Source organism: Sphingopyxis sp. GC21, assembly GCF_025727575.1.
Classification (GTDB): domain Bacteria; phylum Pseudomonadota; class Alphaproteobacteria; order Sphingomonadales; family Sphingomonadaceae; genus Sphingopyxis; species Sphingopyxis terrae_A.
In genome coordinates this window covers 3,642,848-3,656,455 of record NZ_CP095845.1, presented here as the reverse complement: position 1 = coordinate 3,656,455, position 13,608 = coordinate 3,642,848, and the positions used below count along the sequence as shown (strand labels likewise).

Annotated in this window: 11 protein-coding genes; 6 read left to right on the top strand and 5 right to left on the bottom strand. The window is 62.7% G+C overall.

Annotated features, from left to right (window positions below; all coding sequences use genetic code 11):
- The 3 genes from MU856_RS17640 (at position 1) to MU856_RS17630 (ending at position 4,696) form a co-directional block, all read left to right on the top strand.
- The gene (locus MU856_RS17640) at positions 1-1,635 is read left to right on the top strand and encodes an AMP-binding protein (RefSeq protein WP_263588997.1); all 1,635 of its coding nucleotides are present in this window, start codon (positions 1-3) and stop codon (positions 1,633-1,635) included.
- Positions 1,636-1,738: 103 nt separating this feature from the next.
- Complete coding sequence (locus tag MU856_RS17635) at positions 1,739-3,700, top strand: flavin-containing monooxygenase (RefSeq protein WP_263588106.1); 1,962 nt, start codon at positions 1,739-1,741, stop codon at positions 3,698-3,700.
- A gap of 21 nt (positions 3,701-3,721) precedes the next feature.
- Positions 3,722-4,696 carry an NADPH:quinone oxidoreductase family protein gene (locus MU856_RS17630; RefSeq protein ID WP_263588105.1) on the top strand — a complete coding sequence of 325 codons (975 nt, stop codon included), beginning with the start codon at positions 3,722-3,724 and terminating at the stop codon, positions 4,694-4,696.
- A 4-nt stretch (positions 4,697-4,700) separates the two neighbouring features.
- Here the strand turns inward: MU856_RS17630 and MU856_RS17625 are convergent, their stop codons facing one another.
- From MU856_RS17625 to MU856_RS17605, 5 genes are all read right to left on the bottom strand, one after another.
- Positions 4,701-5,933 (bottom strand): cytochrome P450, encoded by a 1,233-nt coding sequence (locus tag MU856_RS17625; RefSeq protein ID WP_263588104.1) that lies wholly within the window; start codon positions 5,931-5,933, stop codon positions 4,701-4,703.
- 19 nt (positions 5,934-5,952) lie between these two features.
- Positions 5,953-6,840 carry an MBL fold metallo-hydrolase gene (locus MU856_RS17620; RefSeq protein WP_263588103.1) on the bottom strand — a complete coding sequence of 296 codons (888 nt, stop codon included), beginning with the start codon at positions 6,838-6,840 and terminating at the stop codon, positions 5,953-5,955.
- A 15-nt stretch (positions 6,841-6,855) separates the two neighbouring features.
- On the bottom strand, positions 6,856-9,138 hold the full coding sequence (locus MU856_RS17615) for a TonB-dependent receptor (protein ID WP_263588102.1): 2,283 nt from the start codon (positions 9,136-9,138) through the stop codon (positions 6,856-6,858).
- Between the two features lie 119 nt (positions 9,139-9,257).
- Positions 9,258-9,890 (bottom strand): TetR/AcrR family transcriptional regulator, encoded by a 633-nt coding sequence (locus MU856_RS17610; protein ID WP_234179362.1) that lies wholly within the window; start codon positions 9,888-9,890, stop codon positions 9,258-9,260.
- A 443-nt stretch (positions 9,891-10,333) separates the two neighbouring features.
- Positions 10,334-11,416, bottom strand: a complete 1,083-nt coding sequence (locus MU856_RS17605) for a helix-turn-helix transcriptional regulator (protein ID WP_234179363.1) — start codon at positions 11,414-11,416, stop codon at positions 10,334-10,336.
- A gap of 357 nt (positions 11,417-11,773) precedes the next feature.
- Between MU856_RS17605 and MU856_RS17600 the strand changes: the two genes are divergently transcribed.
- From MU856_RS17600 to arsB, 3 genes are read left to right on the top strand one after another with little or no spacing between them, the layout of a single operon-like run.
- A complete protein-coding gene (locus MU856_RS17600) occupies positions 11,774-12,103 on the top strand; it encodes an ArsR/SmtB family transcription factor (RefSeq protein WP_263588101.1) in 330 nt (109 codons plus the stop codon).
- A 13-nt stretch (positions 12,104-12,116) separates the two neighbouring features.
- The gene (arsC, locus tag MU856_RS17595) at positions 12,117-12,545 is read left to right on the top strand and encodes an arsenate reductase (glutaredoxin) (protein ID WP_263588100.1); all 429 of its coding nucleotides are present in this window, start codon (positions 12,117-12,119) and stop codon (positions 12,543-12,545) included.
- A 12-nt stretch (positions 12,546-12,557) separates the two neighbouring features.
- Positions 12,558-13,607 (top strand): ACR3 family arsenite efflux transporter, encoded by a 1,050-nt coding sequence (gene arsB, locus MU856_RS17590; protein WP_412072834.1) that lies wholly within the window; start codon positions 12,558-12,560, stop codon positions 13,605-13,607.
- Position 13,608 lies beyond the last annotated feature (1 nt).

Here is a 13,608-nt window from a genome sequence, read left to right as displayed (position 1 = left end):
ATGCCGGACGCCGCGCGAGCGAGAGACTTTCAGGATCCGCGCATTCCCAATCGCGACGAATGCGTGCTGCGCTACCTGCTCGACCGCTGGGCGGCCGAGCGGCCCGACAAGGCGCATATCGTCTTTCCGGACGGGTCCGAATGGAGCTTTGCTGACATCCACGCCCGCGTTCGCGCCAAGGCCGCCGGCCTGCGCGCGCTCGGCGTCAAGCAGGGCGATCATGTGGCGGTGTGGCTGCCAAATGGACCCGACGCGCTTTTGGCCTTTTATGCGATCAACTACCTCGGCGCCGTCTTCGTGCCTTTCAACACCGCTTATCGGGGCGGCTTGCTCGAGCATGTGCTTGCCAACGCGTCGGCGCGGTTTCTGCTGGTTCACCCCGATCTTGTTCCGCGCCTCGCCGAAGTCGATCTTGGCGGTCTCGAACGCCTTGTCGTCACGACAGCCGGCACCGCGGCGCAAGCGCCTCTTCCGGTGGTGCGTTACGACGATGTGGAGGGCGACCCCTCGGACGGGTTGCCGCTCGAACGACCGATCGAACCCTGGGACATCCAGTCGATCATCTACACGTCGGGCACGACGGGTCCCTCGAAGGGCGTGCTGTCGTCCTATCTTCACATGTTCTCGAATGCCGGACCCGAAAGCTGGCCGATGGTGGGCGAGGACGACCGCTATATGTGTGTCGCGCCGATCTTTCACATCGGCGGGATGGGGCCGCCGTTCGTCATGCTCGCGCGCGGCGCTTCGGTCGCGCTGATCGACAATTTTTCGACCGACGAATTCTGGGCAGTCGCAAAGCGAACCGGCGCCACCGTCGTCTTTCTGCTCGGCGTCATGGCCACATTCCTGCTCAAGGCGCCTCCGGCCGCGCAGGACCGCGACCACGGGGTCAAGAAGGCCTTCATGGTGCCGTTGACCGGCGATGCGCCCGCCTTCACCGAGAGGTTCGGCATCGATATCTACACGATCTTCAACATGACCGAGATTTCCTCGCCGATCGTGTCGGAAGCCAATCCGGTGAAGGTCGGCACCTGCGGGCGGGTGCGCCCGGGGGTCGAGGTCCGCCTCGTCGACGGCGATGATTGCGAGGTCGCCATCGGGGAAATCGGCGAGATGCTCGTCCGCACCGACCGGCCCTGGGCGATGAACAGCGGCTATAATGCGAACCCCGAGGCGACCGCGGCGGCGTGGCGCAACGGCTGGTTTCACACCGGCGACGCCTTTCGCCGTGACGAGGATGGCTATTATTATTTTGTCGACCGGGTCAAAGACGCGATCCGGCGCCGAGGCGAGAATATCTCGTCCTTCGAAGTCGAGGCCGAAGTCTGCCGCCACCCCGACGTTCGCGAGGCGGCTGCTATCGCCGTGCCGAGCGAATATTCCGAGGATGAGGTGATGGTCATTGTCGCACCGGTGCCCGGCCGGTCGATTGACTGCCGCGCGCTCGCGCAATTCCTGATCGAAGCCATGCCCTATTTCATGGTCCCGCGCTATTTTCGCGTGTTGGACGAACTGCCCAAGACGCCGTCGGCAAAAGTGTTGAAGACCGATCTGCGGCGCGAGGGCGTCACGCACGACACTTGGGATCGCGAGGCGGCCGGCCTGCGGGTTCGCCGCGAATCCTTCTCGCCATGATCCTTCCGGCCTCCGCATCGCGCGCGGGGCACCGCCCTCGCTTCACCGGCCTCGCGGCGGGCGCGGGCGCTCTTCTTTCCGCTACTTTCAGGATATTTGTCAGATGACCCAACCGATAACCGACCGCCCGATCGCTGCGGACCGGATCGACTGGCCGCTTTTGGAATCGGGGGTGGAGCAGGCGAACATCCCTGCCCTGCTGATGCTGCTTCACCAGATGACCGGCGAGGAAAAGTGGCTCGAAGATCCCTATCGGCCGGCGCGCGCACCGGGCCTCGATGACAATGACAGCGGCCAGCTGCCCGAGGACATCCAGCGCGAGGTGCGCGAAGCCGCACGGCTGGCAATCAAGGCCTGGCTGACGGGCACGCCGCTCGCCCTGCCGCGGCCCGACAATGCGCATCTCGCCAGGATGCTGAGCGTGGCAATGACCGAGCATGTTCCCGAGGAATATGGCGATATCGTCGCCGCCGGGATGCTGTACGCGCCGACGCCGCGTGCGATACCGCCCTTGCTCAAGACCAAGTCGGCGATCGTGATCGGAGGCGGAATCTCTGGCATTTGCGCCGGGATCGAGCTTCAGCAGCTGGGCATCGATTATGTGCTGTTCGAGAAGAACGAGGATTTCGGCGGCACCTGGTTCGAGAATCGCTACCCGGGATGCGGGGTGGATACGCCTTCGCTGACCTATACATTCTCATGTCGGCCCAACGACTGGTCGAAATATTTCCCGCTGCGCGACGAGATCGAGAATTATCTTCTCGAAACCGCGCGCGAATATGGGTTGGCGGCGCACGCACAGTTCAATTCGAAGGTCGAGTCGGCGCGGTGGATCGACGACGCGCAGCAGTGGGAGGTCGTGGTCTCGAAGCCCGATGGCAGCACGGCCGCGCATCGCGCGGACTATCTCTTCAGCGCGGTGGGCATTCTCAACATCCCCCAATATCCGAGCATCGAAGGTCTCGACGGCTTTGAGGGCGAAGTGATCCACACCAGCCGCTGGCCGCAAGGCGCCGATCTTTCGGGCAAGCGGGTCGCGGTGATCGGCAATGGCGCATCGGGCATGCAGGTTGCTCCGGCGATTGCCGACGAGGTGCGTTCGCTCACCCTTTTTGCGCGGTCGAAACAATGGGCGGCGCCGTTTCCGCAGTTCCGAAAATCGGTTCCCGACGGCGTACGCTATCTGATGCAGGCCGTGCCGCTCTATCGGGCCTGGCTCGAACAGCGTCTGTCGTGGACGTTCAATGACCGCGTCCATGGCACGCTTCGACGCGATCCCGACTGGCCGCACCCCGAACGCGCGGTCAATGCGATCAACGATGGTCACCGCCGCCATTTCACCCGCTACGTCGAAGAGCAGCTGGCCGAACGGCCCGACCTGATAGCGGATGTGCTTCCCGACTATCCGCCCTTCGCGAAGCGGATGCTGCTCGACAACGGCTGGTATCGCACGCTCCTCAAGCCCAATGTCCAGCTGATTCCCGAACATCTGGCGCGGGTGGAGGGCAATCGATTGATCTCGTCGTCGGGGATCGAGGTCGACGCCGACGTCATCATTCTTGCGACCGGATTCCAGACCACCCGCGTTCTCGGCTCCTATGAGGTGATCGGACGGAACGGCGCGTTGCTGCGCGACATCTGGGGCGAAGATGACGCCGCTGCCTATCTCGGAACACTGGTGCCGGGCTTTCCCAATCTGTTCATTCTGCTCGGTCCCAATGTCGGTTCGGGCCATGGCGGCAGCATGATCCGCAACATCGAAAACCAGATGCATTTTGCGGGCGAGGTCGTTCTTGCAAGCGCCGCCCGCGGGGCCGCAACGGTCGAGGTGAAGGATGAGGTTTATCAGGACTATCGGCGGCAGATCGACGAAGCGCATGAGAAGCTCGTGTGGACGCATCCTGGGACCGAGAACTGGTACCGAAACGCGAAGGGCCGCGTGATTGCAATCACGCCGTGGCGTAACGACGCCTTCTGGCGCATGACCCGCTCGCCCAATGCGGACGACCTGGCTTTCGGGCGGCAGGACAGCGACGGGCTCGATGCCCGCGCCGAAGCCGGTTAGGCGGCGGCGAGGCCAAAACCGATGAAAGTCTTTCAAGGCCGCCGCCTCGGCGCGATCGAGGATTTCGCGATCGAGGAGCAGGCCAGCCTCCCGCCGGGTCCCGGTCAAATCCGCGTCCATGTCGAAGCGACCGCGCTCGGTTTTGTCGATGCACTCGTGATGCGCGGCCATTACCAGTTGCAGCCCTCTTTGCCCTTCATTCCGGGAGGCGAGATTGTCGGTCGCATCGAGGCGGTGGGCGATGATGTCGAGGGCTTTACGGAAGGCCAGCGCATCGCGAGCTGGCAATTCGGCGGCGGGCTTGCCGAACAGGCGATCGTCAGCGCCGCAAGCAGCGTGGCGGTGCCCGATGCCCTTGGTGCCGCAGGCGCTTCCGCACTTATCCTCGACTTCCTGACGGCCTATTACGGGCTTTTCGATCGCGGCCATTATGAAGCAGGCCAGTCGCTGCTCGTGACCGGAGCATCGGGCGGGGTGGGATCGGCGGCGGTCCAGCTCGCCTATGCCAGCGGCGGCCGCGTCGCCGCCCTGGCCTCGGGAGACGCCAAGATACGCCATGTTGCGGGCCTCGGCGCCGAGCTGGTGCTCGACTATCGCAATCCCGACTGGCGCGCCGTCCTCAAGACCCGCTATCCCGGCGGGATCGATCGCGTGTTCGATCCGGTCGGCGGCGCGCTGTTCGAGCCCTGTTTCCGCTCGCTCGCCAAACATGGCCGGCACCTGGTCGTCGGCTTCGCGTCGGGTGACGAAATCCCGCGGCTTCCTGCCAATCTGCCGCTGCTCAAGTCGGGCGAACTGGCGGGCGTGGATGCGCGCTATCTTGGCGAAAGCGATCCGGCGCGGGTGCGGACGATCCTCGCCATCATCTTCCGCCTTGCCGAGCGCGGCCGGATCCGGCCCGTCATCGATCAGCGCTTCGCGCTGTCCGACGCCCCCGCCGCGCTACGCGCTCTCGCGTCGGGTACGCGGATCGGAAAGATCATCGTCACCCCCTGACGCGTCACCACTGCGCGCGAAGCGCGCTCATGCCACGGAACAGAAATCCCTCGCGCCATGCCGGCGCGTCGATGTCGACGGTCAGCCCCGGCAGGCGCGTCGCCAGCCTTTCGAAGGCGATCCGGCCTTCGAGCCGGGCCAGTTCGGCGCCGACGCAAAAATGAATGCCGCCGCCAAAGCTGAGGTGCCGAGCCGCATTGCCGCGACCGATATCGAAGCGGTCGGGATCGTCGAACAGCCGCGGGTCACGGTTTCCGGCGCCGATGAGGGTGAGAACCTTCTCGCCCTGCGCGATCGACTGTCCGCGGATTTCGGTTGCTCGCAGTGCGGTGCGATAGGTTGCAATGAGCGAGCTTTCGTAGCGCAGCACTTCATCGACCACGCCTGCAGCAAGGGTTTCCGGTTCGCCGACAAGACGCCGCCATTGATCGGGAAAGCGGCTGAAGCAGAGCAGGCCGTTGCCGATCATGTGCGCGGTCGTCTCAAAGCCAGCCCCGAACAGGCCGATGGCGACGGTGACCAGTTCATCGTGCGAAAGCGCATCCTCGGCACCTCCGGCCTGGACTAGCGCGGTGGCGAGATCGTCCCTGGGCGCCGCCTTTCGCTCGTCGAACAGCGTCTCGAAAAATTGCTGCAGCACGGCAATCTGCCTATTCGCGGTTGCCAGTTCCGCGTCGGTGAGCGCGCGCGCTTCAAAGACGATGAAGCTTTGCGCAATGGCATCGATTACCGTCTTGAGACGGGCATCTTCGGGATCAATGCCGAGCATGTCGCACATGACGCGGACCGGAAGTTCATAAGCGAAGCGCGCAATCAGATCGCCTTCCCGGTCGGCGGCGAAATCGTCGATCAAGCGATCGGTGATTTCACGAATCCGCGGCTCCATGGCGCGAACCCGCCGTGCGGTCAGCGCCCCCGTCACCAGTCCGCGCACGCGCGTGTGATGCGGCGGGTCCTGCATCAGAAACACCTCGGACAGCCATTTATAGCCTCGCTGTCCCATCACATCGAAATCCGGGCCATAGAAAAGGCGAATATTCTCGACAAAATCGCCCTGCCCGAACGCCTCGCGGTTCATCAGGACCGATCGTATATCGTCGTAACGGCTGACCACCCAATAGCCATGCGCGGACCGGTGAATCGGATCCTGCTCGCGAAGCCGGGCAAAAGCGTCGTAAGGATCGGCCTTCAGCGACGCATCGCCGGGCGAAAAGGGCGGCAAGGGAAGCTCGGTCATCGCAGCGCCTCGGTCAATGCTATGCAAAACGCGGCCGATATGTCCCGTCATCGGCGCGCGCCCCGAACAACGAATGAGGGGCCCCGAAATGCGCGGGGACGATGCGCGCTCCCCTGGCGCTCGCGCGCTCGAGCAGATGCCGCCGGCTCGCGGCCGCCTGCACCCTGTCCTCGCAATAGACGCTGTTCCAATCGGGGCGCAGCACCTGCATCGGGTGATGCAATATGTCGCCGGTGAAGAGTGCAACCTGACCTTGATCCTCGACTTCGAGGACCATGTGACCGGGCGTGTGCCCCGGAAAGGTCCAGGCGCGCATCCCGGGGGCGATCTCGGCGCCATCGTCGATCAGTTCGGCGAGGCCCGCGTCGATGATCGGCAGGACGCTGTCCTCGAAGACATTAGCGTTGACCCCCGCACCGGCGAGGGTCGCGTAAAGTGGCTTTTCGGGATTCCAGGCCGCTTCGTCCGCGCGCGGGAAATAGTAGCGCGCGTTGGGGAAGGTCGGCAGCCAGCTGTCCTCGCGCCATTCGGTGTTCCACCCCACATGGTCGATGTGAAGATGCGTGCAGAAGACCTTGTCGATATCGCCTGCTGCGAACCCTGCCGCCTCCAACTCCGCAAGAAATGGCGTCGCGAGATTGCCGAAGATCGGAATGCCGGGACGATCCTTGCCGTTGCCCGCGCCGGTATCTACGATGATCCGCTCGGTTCCGGTATCGATGAGCCAGCTTTGCAGATAGCCGTAGATCATCCCGTCACGAAAGAAGGCGGGCTCGAAACCCGCCACCTGGGCGGCGAAGGCAGCGTCCTCATATTCCGCGAAGAGTGCCTCGGGCGGACTGAAGCCGCCCTGCCACTCCTCGAGACGGAAGACACGGTAGCGGCCGATATTGAACGCTGCCTCCATGCCGCGATACTCCAATCAGAAATCGACCCCGAGCGTCACGCCGTAGGTCCGCGGCGGTCGCAGCGATCCCACCGACACAAAGCTGTAGAGCGGCGCGGAGATGATCGTGTTGGCGAGCGCATATTTGTCGGTCAGATTCTTGCCCCACAGCGCGAGCGACCAGCGTTCGTCGGGCGACCGGTAGGTAATGCTCGCATTGACCAGCGCGAACGCCTGCTGCCGCGCGTCGCGGTTGTTGAATTCGGTGAAGAAGACCTCGTCCTGCAGATTGACGTCGGCGGAGAGGTCGAGGAAGCCGGCGCTGCCGAGCTGGAAACGCTGGTCGGCAAAGGCCGCGACCGTAAATTTGGGCGCGTTCGACAAGCGGTTGCCCGACAGATCGACGAGGGCCGGGTCGGTCGGACAGGCCGGATACTGCGGCCTGCCGGGACTGCCCGCCCCATAATAGCCGTTGCAGAATTCCTTGTATTTCGCGTTGAGATAGGTGCCGTAGACCCGGATCGTGGTGTTCTCTCCGGGACGGAAATTGGCTTCGAGCTCGACCCCGTAGTTGCGCGCCGACGCGGCGTTGATCGTCTCGACGATGCTGTTGGCGTTGACGAAACCGACCTGCAGATTGCTGTAATCATAATAGAAGACGGCACCGGCGAAGCCGAATTTGCGGTCGGCGGTTTCCCCGCGGAAGCCCGCCTCGTAGCTCCAGACATATTCGGGGTCGATGACCGAGTTGATGCTGCCGATGTTGACGACACCCGATTTGAAGCCGCGCGTGACCTTACCGTAAAAGAGCATGCCGCCCGGGGTGCGATATTCGATCGCGAACTTGGGGGTGATCGCATCCCAGCTGCCGCTCTTGTCGGTCGGGATATCGAGGCCCTGCGCCTCGAAGGTGAAACGCCCCACCCCGCTGCGCTTTTCCCAATTATAGCGTGCGCCGGCCGTCAGCGTCAGGTCGGGCAGCAGCTCGTATGACGCTTCGAGATAGGCGCCCGCCGCCTTGGTCTTGACGGTGCCGCGCTGGAGATAATTGCCGTTGTCGAACTGGTCGGCAGGCAAACTGGTGCCCAGAACGATGTTGAAATAGGATGCTAGGTTGACGGTCGGCACGCGAACCTCGCCGAACAGACGTTCGTCGAAATAGGTTGCGCCGCCCAAGAGCGACAAGCCGCCGGTCTTGTAGGTGAAATTAACCTCCTGGCTGAACGACTTGCTGTCCTCGGTATAGTTGTTCTGACCGAAGGCATTGATATCGCTGACGTCGAGATCGTCGCGATTGAAACGCTTGAACTTGCGGTAGGCGGTGGTGGAAACCACCGAGAGATCGCCCGAATCCCACGTCAAAATGCCCTGAACGCTCGATCCGTCGCGCTTGTTGACCGCGTCTTCGTCGGAGTAGATGTTGCGCAGGTTGGGCTTTTCGCCGCGCGCCGCATAATAGTCGAAGATCGTTTTGCCGCCGAGAAGCGACGACGCCAGCCCCGCCTCGGGAACCACGGTCGGACCGAAATAGTGGAAGGCATAATTGTTGTCGTCCTCCTTGAAGTGATCGGCGACAATCAGCAGGTCAAGGTTCGAGGAGAATTTTGCGAGCAGCGATCCGCGAATGGCATAGGCATCGCGGTCATCGACAGGATTGCCGGTGAACAAGTTGGTGCCGTAGCCGTCGCGCTTTTCATATTTGCCCGCGACGCGAAACATCAGATTTTCGCCGGTGATCGGCCCCCCCAGCGCGCCTTCGAGCGTCCGCGCGTCATAATTGCCGTAAGAGGCACGGGCATAGCCGCCGAATTGGGAGGTCGGCCGCGCGGTGACGATATTGATGACGCCGCCGGTCGCGCCGCGGCCATATGTCGTGCCCTGCGGTCCGCGCAGCACTTCGATCTGCTGAACGTCGTAGAAGCCGCTGAGCTGCGCCGCCGGGCGGCTGATCATCGCGCCATTCTGCAGGAAGGCCACGGCGCCGTCGGCGCCAAGGTCGATACTGGTGAGGCCGATGCCGCGAATGAAGGTGCGGTTGACGCCGAATTGATCGCCGACCGAGACATTGGGCACCGCCGAGGCGAGATCGCCGGCGTCTTCGATGCCGCCCGCGCCGACATCGCCAGCACCGAGAACCGAAATCGAGCCCCCTGTATCTTCCAGCGACTTGCCGGACTTGGTTGCCGTTACGATGATGGCACCATCCTCGCCGGCCTCGGTACCGCTATCGCGCGCGGTCTCTTGGGCGAACGCCGGCGCTGCGACGGCAATCGAAGCCGTGGCAGCCGCCGACAGCAGTAGCTTGACCTTGAAATTCATATCGCCTCTCCCTGATATACCGGGCTTATAATTATCTACCCGTCAGTATTTGATTATCTGTTTGGGCCAATCGGGTATCGAAACCCGCTCCGTTTTCCGCCTGTGTCAGATTCCCTTTGCTATTCCGCGCCTGCCAGCCGCAGCGCGGCCTCGACCAGATATTCGATGACCTCGTCAGCGGTGCGTTGGCCGGTCGGCGAATACCATGTCGGGATCCAGCTGATGAGGCCGCCAATCCAGACCGCGATGAACGGATCAATGTCGGCGCGGAATTCGCCGCTTGCGACGCCTTCGCGAATCATCGTGCCGATCTGGTGATCGAAGCTGTGCCGCAGCCGGAGGATGCGCTTGTAATCATCAGCGGAGAGATGCTTCATCTCTCGCTGATAGACGACGACATATTCCTGCCGGTCGATGACAATCCGCCCGACCTTACGCACGACTTCGGCAAGCTTTGCACGGTGGCTCTCATGCTGATGCGCCAGCACATCCTCGAGCACCGCGAGGGCCTCGCTGATGCCGACCTCGCAGATAGCCGCAAGGATCGCTTCCTTGTTCCGGAAATAGGAATAGAGAAAGGGCTTGGTGACGCTGAGCTGGTTGGCGACATTGTCGAGGGTGCAGCTGCTGTAGCCGCGCTCGTAAAAAAGATGGCTCGCAGCCTCGACGATGCGGTTGACCTTGAAGGCAACGAACTCGGATTTGAGCGAGGCACCGGGGGCGCGCGGATTGATCATGGAATCACTGGACACGGCCACCGTCATAGCATCGACCCAAGGCAGTCGGATAGTGACACCAAAATCTCCCTCCGCGGTGCCATTCTGTCGATGGCGAGCCGTTGGGATAACTATGCCGCAAAAATTATCTACCTGCTAGTAGTTTTTACAGGATGTCGGTATTTTTGCGGAACTGCGGCGAAAACGCCGCCGGGGTTACCATGGGGGCAGTCGCGAAAAGCGTTGCCGCCGCGACCAGTCAGGCTGCGAATGATGCGGTCAGCCGATCAAGCCTTGCACCCGTTGCCTTGACCTTTTGCCGATCGGGCGGGTTCTGGCGGCGGTGCGCCTGGCCCGATGGGTCAAGCGCACCGCCCGCTGACGACTGTGGGTCGCAGATCGCCGTCAGCGATTGCGAATAGAGCCCAAGCCTGCATGCGGTTCATCCTCCAGATGGAGGATGGGACGGAGTTTTTCGACTAGTTCGGAGCGGTTGCACCGAGCCGCGCCAGCAGCCCGGCAAGGTCGGACTGCCGTGACGTGCCCGTTTTCTCGAGCACACTGCGAATTTGGCTGCGCACTGTGCTGATGGCGACACAGCCCGATGCCGCGATTGCCTCTGGCGTTTCGCCGCGTGCGATACCACTGGCAACGCGCGCTTCCGACGGCGTCAGGTCAAAAAGCGACTTCATCAGCGTTGCCGAAGGCACGCTATCCGAAGCGACCGGCACCATCATCAGCAAGGCATAGGAATCCCCAAAAACATCGTGCGCACCGCGCTGAACCGGGATCAGATGCGCGACCTGCCGGGGCATTCCCGCCGCGTCACGTACCGGAAACGATCGCGCGCTGATGGCGGGTGCCGAGGTCAGCGATGCCAGGGCGTCGTCGAGGAGCGCATCTGCCTGCCTGTCCGCCAGTCGCAGGCGGCCGTGGGCACCCAATATCACAAGCGGTGACACATCGGTGCCAAGCGGGCTCATCTCGACAACTTCACCGCCTGCGCGCAGGAGAAAGGCAGGCAGGTGCATCGCGGTCAGCGCCTCGGCGGCGCCCTGCGCGCGCTTGTGCTGCATACGCGCGCTCACGAGCGCGCTGCGCGCCAGATGCGGGCGCAGCAGATTGAGCCGTGCCACGCTTTCGGCCGCCACGGGGCCTTCAGAAAAGGCGCGCTCGACGCTGAACACGATATTGTCGCCGGTCGGCACCTGGACCCCGGTTCCCGCCGACCATCCCAGCCCGCGCGGACGGAAAAAATCGCGATACACCGGATCGGCATCGATTTCCGCGTCGCTCCAGAAATCATGCTCGACGAAAAAGGAGGGTTCCTCGCGGCCCATCAGGCAAACGCGCCGGCTGCATTTGCCGAACCATCCTTCCTCCACATAGGCCGCAAAGACGTCGGCTACGCGCTCGGAAGCGGTCCAGTTCAGGGCCTTGCGCGCCGAGAAGAGAAGCCCACCCGCCGAACCCGCGAGCGCTGCCACCTCGTCGAGAACCGCCGGCCATGCCTCCGGGACCACCGAGCATTCGTAAATCCGATCGACAAGTCCGTCTTGCATTCTTGATCCCCGCGGGCAGATGGAGGCATTGTCGTCACCTTGGTCCAAATGGCAAGAGTAAGGAGCGCAGCCCGTAAAGCGCATCTGTCCAACCCGGTTAAGGCTTTACACGGCGGCCGGCTCTCCCAAGCAAAGATTGTCGGGCATGTGGCTGAAGCCACACATAGCGCCGGATATTTGACGGCCTGAGAGTTGCCATCCGCGCGTTAGGGTAAACTCATCTTGGCACATAGATGCCGCGAGCGGGAGCCATCCACCTCATCTGCTTCGGGCACCGAAACGAGGAAAGTGATATTAACGCATCGGGAATTTGCGATTGTTATTGCCAGATGGAAATCCATCGGGTAATTTCGATGAATGACCACTGACGCAGCCCTGCTGGCGCTCGCCGCGCTCGCGCATCCGACCCGGCTCAATGCCTTCCGTTTGCTTGTGCGACACGAGCCCGAAGGACTTTCGACAGGACAGCTCGTCGAACATTCTGGACTGACGCAGAGCACCTTCTCGACGCATCTCGCTGTGCTCGCCAAGGCTGGACTCGTGCAGTCAGAGAAGCGCGGACGCAACATCATCCAGCGCGCCGACATTGATGCCCTTCGCGGCCTGATGCTTTTCCTCGCCAAGGATTGCTGTGACGGGCGCGCCGAACTCTGTGAAGCGCTGCTCGCCGAACTCGCCTGCTGCTGATCGGGATTGAGCCGTGGCCGACATTCTCATCTATCACAATCCCGACTGCGGCACCTCACGCAACACGCTTGGCCTCATCCGCAACGCGGGGATCGAACCGCATATCGTCGAATATCTGCAGTCGCCGCCCACGCGTAGGCTGCTCGAACAGTTGATCGCCCGCGCCGGTATAGCACCGCGAGACCTCCTGCGGCAGAAAGGCACGCCCTACCTCCAGCTCGGCCTCGACGATCCCGCGCTCAGCGATGCGGAAATCATCGACGCGATGATGGCGCATCCCATTCTGATCAACCGTCCGCTCGTCGTATCTCCGCTCGGTGTGAGGCTCTGCCGCCCTTCCGAGGCCGTACTCGACATCCTTCCGGCGAGGCAGCTTGGCGCCTTCGCCAAGGAGGACGGCGAGCAGGTGGTCGACGACGCCGGCAACCGCATCGGCGACTGATCGATGCCGCAGATCAAAGGCGAACGCCTGTCGTTCCTCGACCGCTATCTGACGCTCTGGATATTCCTGGCGATGGCCTTGGGGGTGCTTCTCGGAACCATCTTCGAGGGCCTCCCAAGCGCGATCGAGGCGCTGTCGATCGGCACGACCAACATCCCGATCGCGATCGGCCTGATCCTGATGATGTATCCGCCGCTCGCCCGCGTGCGCTATAGCGAGCTTCCGCGCGTGTTCGACGACCGACGCGTCCTTGCGATCTCGCTCGTCCAGAACTGGATCATCGGCCCGGCGCTGATGTTCGCGCTCGCCATCCTCTTTCTTGCGGATCGACCCGAATATATGACCGGCCTGATCCTCATCGGCCTTGCGCGCTGCATCGCGATGGTCATCGTCTGGAACCAGCTCGCGAAAGGCGACAATCAATATGTCGCGGCGCTCGTCGCCTTCAACTCGATCTTCCAGATTCTCTTCTTCAGTGTCTATGCCTGGTTCTTCCTCACCATCCTGCCGCCGCTGTTCGGGCTCGAAGGCAGCGTCATCGACGTGAGCTTCTGGACGATCGCTAAAGCGGTTCTAATCTATCTCGGCATTCCCTTTTTCGCCGGATATCTGACGCGCCATATTCTCGCGAAGGCAAAAGGCAACGATTGGTACGAGACACGCTTCCTGCCGCGGATCGCCCCGATCACGCTCGTCGCGCTGCTATTCACCATCGTCGCGATGTTCAGCCTCAAGGGCGGCGAGATCGTCAGCATTCCCGCCGACGTTGTTCGCATCGCGATCCCGCTTACGATCTACTTCGTCATCCAGTTCCTGATCAGCTTCTGGATGGGTAAGCTCATCGACGCCGATTACCCGCGCACGACCGCGGTCGCCTTCACCGCCGCAGGCAATAATTTTGAACTCGCGATTGCCGTCTCGATTGCTGCCTTCGGCCTCGCCTCGCCCGTCGCCTTCGCAGCAGTAATCGGCCCGCTCGTCGAGGTCCCCGTCCTCATCCTCCTCGTCGGTGTGGCGTTTCGCCTCGGCCGCCGCTGGTTCCCCGCAACCACCCCACGGTAGA